General features: G+C 40.4%; 4 protein-coding genes. All 4 read right to left on the reverse strand.

The window, feature by feature from the left end; translation table 11 throughout:
• Nucleotides 1–345: 345 nt before the first annotated feature.
• The 4 genes from QM629_RS01430 to QM629_RS01445 all read right to left on the reverse strand — a co-directional run bounded on the left by QM629_RS01430 (nucleotide 346) and on the right by QM629_RS01445 (nucleotide 3,560).
• On the reverse strand, nucleotides 346–933 hold the full coding sequence (locus tag QM629_RS01430; RefSeq protein WP_415156442.1) for a DUF3109 family protein: 588 nt from the start codon (nucleotides 931–933) through the stop codon (nucleotides 346–348).
• A 159-nt stretch (nucleotides 934–1,092) separates the two neighbouring features.
• Nucleotides 1,093–1,725, reverse strand: coding sequence for a gliding motility lipoprotein GldD (gldD, locus tag QM629_RS01435; protein ID WP_415156444.1), 633 nt, complete (start codon nucleotides 1,723–1,725; stop codon nucleotides 1,093–1,095).
• Nucleotides 1,718–3,049: a gliding motility-associated protein GldE gene (gene gldE / locus QM629_RS01440; protein ID WP_415156446.1), complete on the reverse strand. Its 1,332-nt coding sequence runs from the start codon at nucleotides 3,047–3,049 to the stop codon at nucleotides 1,718–1,720. Before gldE ends, gldD begins: the two co-directional genes overlap by 8 nt.
• Before the next feature lie 61 nt (nucleotides 3,050–3,110).
• Nucleotides 3,111–3,560: a single-stranded DNA-binding protein gene (locus QM629_RS01445; protein WP_415156448.1), complete on the reverse strand. Its 450-nt coding sequence runs from the start codon at nucleotides 3,558–3,560 to the stop codon at nucleotides 3,111–3,113.
• Nucleotides 3,561–3,877 lie beyond the last annotated feature (317 nt).

The raw sequence follows: 3,877 nt of genomic DNA on the forward strand, positions 1-3,877 counted from the left end.
GGCAATTGAGCAGTTCTTCTCTAATCTCGAATATCAATTGGATGAGCTGATATCTTTACTACAATTTAATTTCGGAATTATTAAAGCAACTTAGTATAGTTAACCCTTGTTTGACCTCACCCTAAATCCCTCCCGAATGGTCGGGAGGGACTTTACAAACATCCCTTAACTAAACGGCATTGAATGGTGAATAGTAAGTTGTGAATTCGTGAAACATGAATGCGTGTAATCTTGTCATCATTGACAATCATTCTTGGCTTAATGTTAGTTGAATTCTGACCGCTACCTGCTATTCTTAATTGCCTGCTCTGCTTTTAAACACAATCCAAATCTGCCTATGTTATATTATTTATTCGCTTCAGCATATTTCGCCGAAGCTTCCAGTGCATTGTAAAATTCTTCCCCGTATTTGCGAATGATAGATTCTTTCAAAAAAACATACACGGGAACCTGCAGGCGCCTGCCGAGTTTGCATGCAGCCCTGCATAAATCGGGGCGGGGCTCATAATTCAAATATTCCAGGTCTTTATCTTCCCTGCTTTTGCTTACACGAATAGGAAAAAGGTGGCAGCTTATGGGTTTTTTCCAGTTGATTTTTCCTTCATTATATGCTTTTTCAATACCGCATTTTATAATACCATTTTCATCTTTAAAACCATACGCGCACATAGCACCTTTTATGGTTGGCGTAACCCAGCCAAATTCTTTATCATATAAATATTTCCCATTCTTTTCTATTGATTGTATGCCGGCTTCGGTAAGATAGGGTTTTACAATTTCATAGCTATGAATCAGTTCATCCAGTTCATTTAATTCCAGGGGGGCGCCCGCATCGCCATCTTCACAGCAGCCACCCTTGCATTTCACCAGATCGCACACAAATTGCTTTTCCACAATTTCATCGCTTACTAATTTGTTATCTATTACAATCATGTTATAAAATAATTCAAACACCAAAATTAAACCATAAAAGCTGTTTAAAGTTGAAGGTATAAAGTTTAAGGTGTAAGGTTTGTGGTGTAATTATCCTGTGCGCTTTCGAATTTGTAAACGGTTTAACCAAACCCCGGTGGTTTTAATTGCAGGCAAAGATTATTTCCAGCGAAAGGTATTAATCAGGTGTCTCATATCTTCTACCAGAAATTTATTTACAGGCCGGAGGGAGTCCTGGTTAGGCGTGGCATTGAAATACAAAGCGCCCCTGATAAAATTTTTTGTTGAATCGGTTAAGAAAAACTGGTCGGCCGTTGCCACATCGCCTTCCACATTAAAAAAAGTTCCATGCACATTGCCGGAAGTGTTCATGATCGAATCGTTAATAAAACTTGCTTTTATGGAATGCCTGTTGGTAAGATTATAGGCATCGTTAAGCAGGCTGTCTAATTTATACCTGCCAATGACCTTATAGCTTAAATATATGCGCGCATTAAATTGCGGAAAGTCCACGTTTATCCACCAGGGGTTTTCTGCTGCTGTATCAAAAAAGGTGCTGTCTTTTATAATGTTTGCATAAACAGGGTACTCAAATGTATATGGATAGCCCGGCTTATTAAACTCCTGGTATTTTTTTTCAGGAAAATCTATTTTGAAATAACCTGCCGGTTTGGGTATGTATGGAGAATTGCAACTGCAGCAAATGAGAAGCAGTATGTGTAAAGCAAGAGACGGGGTTTTCTTGATCGTTAACCGTTGACTGTTGACTGTTGACCATTGACCTCTAATCATGCTGCGGCTTAATAGTGATTTTAATTTTCTGCAGGCGGTTTTTATTAATTTCCAGGACAATAAATTCAAAATCCCCGCTGGTAATTACCTGGTTCTGCTGCGGAATTTCGCCGGCTATTTCCAGCACAAGCCCGGCAAGCGAGTCGCTTTCACCTCTTACAGGATCGAATGTATTTGGCGGCAACTGCATGATGCGGCAGGCATCGTAAATCATTATGCTGCCTTCAAAAATATAGGTGTTGTCATCAACCTTTGTGTATTCAATATCTTCTTCATCAAACTCATCGTGTATATCGCCTATTACTTCTTCCAGAATATCTTCGAGCGTTACAATACCGCTGGTACCGCCAAACTCATCAACCACAACGGCAAAATGAATCCGCTTCTGCTGAAATTCGTGCAACAGGTCGTCAATCAGTTTATGGCTATGCACAAAGGTAATGGGCCTTAGCAGGCTGTGCCAGTCAAAATCTTCCGTGCTGTTTAAATGCTGTAACAGATCTTTCGTATTTATGAGGCCAACAATCTCATCAAGGTTATGCTTATATACAGGCAAACGGCTGTAATGCAGCTCTTCAACCTGTTGCAGCAGGTTGAAGAACGATGTATTGTATTCTATGCCGCTTACGTGCAGCCTTGTGCGCATAATTTGCTTCACCGTAATGTTACCAAACTTTACAATGCCTTTTAAAATATTTTTTTCTTTTTCCGAAGCGGCATTATTGGTTGTTATATCAATGGCATGATCCAGTTCCTGCATGCTGTAACTGGACTTATTTTTATCGGAAAGCCTTTTTTCCATAACATCAAAATACTTAACCAGCCAGCCGCCCATGCTGTGAAAAATATAATAAATGCCTTCTGTGAGAAGGCCAAAATTTTTAAGAAACCTGATGTTGTTCTGGCCGGCATATATTTTGGGCATTACCTCGCAGAACAGTACAATAATAACTGCAACGATAACCAGTTTGGTTAAAAACTGTACAATAAAAGCCGGAGGGTTATTTAAGAGGAATGCGGTATCGAGCAATTGGTTTGATATGATGATGATGGCAATATTGGAGAAAATGTTTGCAATCAGCAGAGACGCCTGCAAGCCTTTGGGGTCTTCAAGCAGGTCAATAACACGCTTGTAGTAAGATTGCTCTTTGGTTTTTAGCAGGTTGATCTCTTTAAAGTTAAGCGAGAAAAAAGCTACTTCTGCGCCAGACACCACAAACGATAGCAGCATGCAGGCAATAAGCAGGAAAACAAGTACGGTGGTCGCCTGCGAATCAATGGTATGTATCTGCAAAAATGAAAACAGCAGCGATGGAATTTCCAATAGTATAAAATTTTCGTTATGATGCTTTACATCAATCTTGTATCAGCTTCCTGCAAAATACTTAAAAAGGCAATGTGCCGGTTGGTTCATCATCTGCCGGGGGGCCATCATTGGCATTAAAATCTTCCAGCCCTTCTGTATCCTGGGGCAGGGACGATGTAAAGCTACCGCCGCTGTCATTTCTCTTATCAAGCATTATCAGGTTATCTGCCACAATTTCCGTTGCAAATTTTTTATTGCCATCCCTGTCTTCCCAACTGCGTGTGCGCAGACGGCCTTCTACATAAATAAGGCTTCCTTTATGAAGGTATTTTTGTGCAAGCTCTGCAAGCCCTCTCCACAATACGATAATGTGCCATTCTGTTTGCGAAATCAGCCTGCCGTTTTTGTCCTTATGGGTTTCAGTGGTAGCAAGCGGAAATTTTGCTACGCTGATGTTTTTCTCAAGGCATTGTATCTCCGGGTCTTTGCCCAGGTTCCCAATCAACATCACCCTGTTTACTCCTCTCATAAAATTGAATTTAATTCAGCGTAATAATTAACGAATTTAAAATTACAGAAAAAGTAAATAATGCAGGGTTAGTTAAAGGGTATATTTCAAATTTTCGCAGGTGAATGGTGACACCCACCTGTAGAACCCGCTACCGGTCGGTGATACACCGACCGGAGTGCCGCGTATGAAGCGAAAATTTGAAATGTGCCCTAAGAAGCTGTCTAAAAACGCTTCAGCATAATTCGTATAGCGGCTAAATGTACCATGGCTACTCCTGTGTCATTCAATCTTTCATAATGCTTAGATGTTCTTCTGTTGGTATCTATCCAGGCAAA

Source organism: Parafilimonas sp. (assembly GCF_047606085.1).
Taxonomy (GTDB): domain Bacteria; phylum Bacteroidota; class Bacteroidia; order Chitinophagales; family Chitinophagaceae; genus Parafilimonas.

Coding starts and splice junctions, on each gene's coding strand:
- QM629_RS01445 (WP_415156448.1), bottom strand. CDS start 3,560: ATGAGAGGAGTAAACAGGGTGATGTTGATTGGGAACCTGGGCAAAGAC.
- gldD (WP_415156444.1), bottom strand. CDS start 1,725: ATGATTAGAGGTCAATGGTCAACAGTCAACAGTCAACGGTTAACGATC.
- QM629_RS01430 (WP_415156442.1), bottom strand. CDS start 933: ATGATTGTAATAGATAACAAATTAGTAAGCGATGAAATTGTGGAAAAG.